At 71.4% G+C, this 3,051-nt stretch carries 3 protein-coding genes; all 3 read left to right on the plus strand.

Annotated elements, in window-relative coordinates; genetic code table 11:
- A partial coding sequence (locus ACTUAL_RS18080) for an ABC transporter substrate-binding protein (protein ID WP_440901090.1) occupies positions 1-1,587 on the plus strand: 1,587 nt, incomplete at its 5' end.
- Positions 1,584-2,561: an ABC transporter permease gene (locus ACTUAL_RS18085; protein ID WP_440901091.1), complete on the plus strand. Its 978-nt coding sequence runs from the start codon at positions 1,584-1,586 to the stop codon at positions 2,559-2,561. The genes ACTUAL_RS18080 and ACTUAL_RS18085, both read left to right, overlap by 4 nt.
- Positions 2,558-3,051, plus strand: a 494-nt coding sequence (locus ACTUAL_RS18090; protein WP_440901092.1) for an ABC transporter permease, incomplete at its 3' end; no start/stop codon positions are given. The genes ACTUAL_RS18085 and ACTUAL_RS18090, both read left to right, overlap by 4 nt.

A 3,051-nucleotide genomic window follows, 5' to 3' on the forward strand; every position in this document is an offset into this window, starting at 1 on the left:
GCCACCCTGGCCGCCTGCGGTTCCGGCGTCGCGGCGCGGCAGGGCGGTTCGGGTGAGCCGAGGCAGGGCGGGGACCTGACGTTCCTGATCGACTCGCTCGGCGACACCTGGATCCCCAACAACAGCGCCATCTCCAGCTTCCAGGGGCACATCTGGGGGCACGTCACCGACAAGCTCGTCTACGTGGACGAGAACGGGAAGACCAGCCCGTGGGTCGCCCGCGAGTGGGAGCAGAACGAGACCGCGACCGAGTTCACGCTCAGGCTGCGCGAGGGCGTCACGTTCTCCGACGGCACGCCGGTGGACGCGAGCGCCGTGGTGGCGAACCTGGACACCTGGTCGAAGGGCGCGCCGGACAAGGGGATCAACCCGATCGGCCTGTTCCCGAAGACCTACCAGCGGTCCGAGGCGGTGGACCCGACCACGGTGAAGGTGTTCTTCTCCGCGCCCGCGCTGGGCTTCATCCCGACCCTGGGCTACCACGGGTCGATCCTGATCTCGCCGAAGACGCTGGCGCTTCCCGCCGAGGAGCAGGCCGACCTGTCCAACGACATCGGCAGCGGGCCGTTCACCGTGCAGTCGTGGAAGCAGGGCGACAGCGTCGTGCTCCAGAAGCGCCCCGACTACGACTGGGCGCCGGAAGCCCTGTCCCACAGCGGTCCGGCGCGCCTGGACACGATCACGTACAAGATCGTGGCCGAGCCGTCGCTGCGCACCGCCGCCGTGCGGTCGAACCAGGCGGACGTGGCCTACAACCCGTCGCCGCAGGAGCTGGCCTCGTTCAAGGCGCAGGGCTTCACCACCGCCGCGCCGCGCTACCTGGGGTTCGTGAGCGGCTTCGCGATCAACACGAAGGTCGCGCCGTACGACGACCCGAGGGTCCGGCAGGCGCTCCAGCACGGCATCGACCGGCAGGAGATCATCTCGACGGTCTACACCGAGGACTGGCTGCCCGCGAAGTCGTTCTTCCAGTCCAACGTGCCCGGCGCGACCGACCGCAGCGCGGACTTCGCGTTCGACGCGGCCAAGTCCGCGAGGCTGCTCGACGAGGCGGGATGGGCGAGGGGCGCGGACGGGCTGCGGTCCAAGGACGGCAAGGCCCTTGAGCTGACGCTGCACCCGAACCCGTACCTGGCCACCTCGAAGTCGGTGGACGAGCTGGTGGCCCAGCAGCTGCGCGAGCTGGGCTTCACGGTGAACATCCAGGCGTTCGACGTGGTGACCTACGGCGAGCGGGTCAAGTTCAACAGCCCGAGCGTGGCCGCCTACGAGGTCACCCGCAGCATCATCGACGCGGGCACGGTCGCGGGCGTGCTGACCGACGCCAACCGGGGCGAGAACTGGTTCGGGCTCGGGCAGTCCGACCCGGAGCTGGTGCGGCTGAGCGCGGCGGTCGCGGGCTCGTCCAGCACCGAGGAGCGCGCGCCGCTGCTCGACGAGCTGCAGGGGCACGTGCTCCGGCAGGGCTACTACATCCCGCTGACCCAGATCGTGCAGCGGCTCTACGTGCAGACCCCGAAGCTGCAGGGCGTCACCTACAACGGGGTCGCGTACGCCAACTACTACACCGCTTGGCTCGGCGAGTGAGCGGCGGTTACGGCAGGTACGCGGCGGGGCGCGTCGCGCAGGCGGTCGTGGTGGTGCTGCTGGCCTACGCGTTCACGTTCGTCGTGATCAGCGTGCTGCCCGGCGACCCGGTCACCTCCACCCTGCGCGACCCGCAGAACGGCTTCACGGAAGAGGAGATCGCCGCGATCGTCGCCTACTACGGGCTGGACCGGCCGGTGCACGAGCAGCTGTGGGAGTCGCTGACCCGGTTCCTGGTCGGGGACTTCGGGGTCTCGCTGCGCTCGGGCCTCCCGGTGGCGGACCTGGTCGGCGAGGTGCTGTGGTCGACGGTCGTGCTGGCGCTGTCGGCGCTGGCGGTGGCCCTGGTGCTGGCGTTCGCGGTGGCGGCCGGGGTCCGCTACCTGCCGCCGAACCGGGGGCAGGGCGTGCTGCGGGCGTTCCCGTCGCTGTTCCTGTCGGTGCCGAACTTCGTGATCGGGCTGCTGCTGATCAACGTCTTCGCGTTCCAGCTCGGCCTGTTCCGGGTGATCGACTCGGAGGGTCCGCTGGCGACGCTGTTCGCCGCGATCGCGCTGGGCATCCCGGTGTCGGCGCAGGTGGCCGAGGTGCTGATCGCGAACCTGGACCACGAGGCAGGTCAGGAGTACGCGTCGGTGGCGCGCTCGCGGGGCCTGGGGCGCACCGGGTTGTTGTTCCGGCACCTGCTCAAGCCGTCGGCGCTGCCGGTGGTGACGGTGGTCGCGCTGACCGTCGGGGAGCTGCTGGGCGGCGCGGTGATCACGGAGAAGATCTTCGGGCGGACGGGGGTCGGGTCGCTGGTGGAGCGGTCGGTGACGACGCAGGACCTGCCGGTGCTGCAAGCGGTCGTGGCGCTGGCGGCGGTGGTGTTCGTGGTGGTGAACCTGGCGGCCGACCTGGTCTACCCGCTGCTGGACCCGAGGGTGCGGAGCGGCGTGGCGGCGGCGCGCGAGCGGGCGGGGGTGGCGGCGTGAGCGTCTCAGCGGTCACGGCCACCCGGCCGAAGGCGTTGCGCCGCAAGGGTTCCCGGCTGCCGGTGACGGTGCTGCTGTCGTTCGCGGTGGTGGCGCTGGTGCTGGCCTGGTCGGTGCTGCCGGGGGTGTTCACCTCGGCGAGCCCGGTGGACGGGGTGCCCGCCGACAAGTTCCTGCCGCCGGGCTGGGCGCACTGGTTCGGCACCGACCACCTCGGGCGCGACGTGTTCACCCGCGTCGTGCACGGCACGGCGTCGTCGGTGTCCAGCGCGCTGATCGCGGTCGGCATCGGCGTGCTGGCCGGTGGCCTGGTGGGGCTGGTGGCCGGGTTCCTCGGCGGCTGGGTGGACGCGGTGCTGGCCAGGCTGGTCGACGTGCTGGGGGCGATCGCGTCGTTCCTGCTGGCGGTGGTCGTGGTCAGCGCGCTCGGCTTCCAGACCGTGAACGCGGCGCTCGCGACCGGGGTGTCGGCGGTCGGGGTGTTCGCCAG

This window comes from Actinosynnema sp. (genome assembly GCF_052038725.1).